At 73.3% G+C, this 509-nt stretch carries 1 protein-coding gene; it reads left to right on the top strand.

Translation table 11 applies throughout. The annotated features are described in order from the left end of the window. On the top strand, nt 1–509 hold a 509-nt coding region (locus B1205_RS31435), incomplete at both ends, for a ketoacyl-synthetase C-terminal extension domain-containing protein (protein WP_441338485.1).

The following is a 509-nucleotide window of genomic DNA, read 5'->3' as shown; positions in this document are numbered from 1 at the left end:
GGCCGGCGGTGGATCGGCCCCGGCGGGCGGCGGTGTCGTCGTTCGGGATCTCCGGCACCAACGCGCACGTCATCCTGGAGGCCCCGGAGGTCGAGCCGGCTCCGGAGACGGTGCCGGTCGTGCTGCCGTCGGTGCCGTGGCTGGTGTCGGCGCGGTCGGCCGAGGCCCTGGCCGGGCAGGCGTCGCGGCTGGCGGATCATCTGCGGGTGCGGCGGGACGTGTCGCCGGCCGAGGTGGGCTGGTCCTTGGTCACCACGCGCGCCGCCCTGGAACACCGGGCGGCGGTCATAGGCGTCGACCGGAACGCGCTGCTCGCGGGCCTGTCGGCGGTGGCGCAGGGCGAATCAGCCTCGGGTGTGGTCACCGGTGAGGTGTTGTCGGGTCGGCGGGCGGTGTTGTTCACCGGTCAGGGTGCGCAGCGTGTCGGGATGGGTCGGGGACTGTACGAGGCGTTTCCGGTGTTCGCGGATGCGTTCGATCGGGTGTGTGGGTTGTTCGAGGGGCGTCTC

The organism is Micromonospora sp. NBS 11-29 (assembly GCF_002140155.1).
Taxonomy (GTDB): domain Bacteria; phylum Actinomycetota; class Actinomycetes; order Mycobacteriales; family Micromonosporaceae; genus Micromonospora.
Note: the sequence above shows the minus strand (reverse complement) of the source record. Positions and strands in the feature narration are given on the sequence as shown.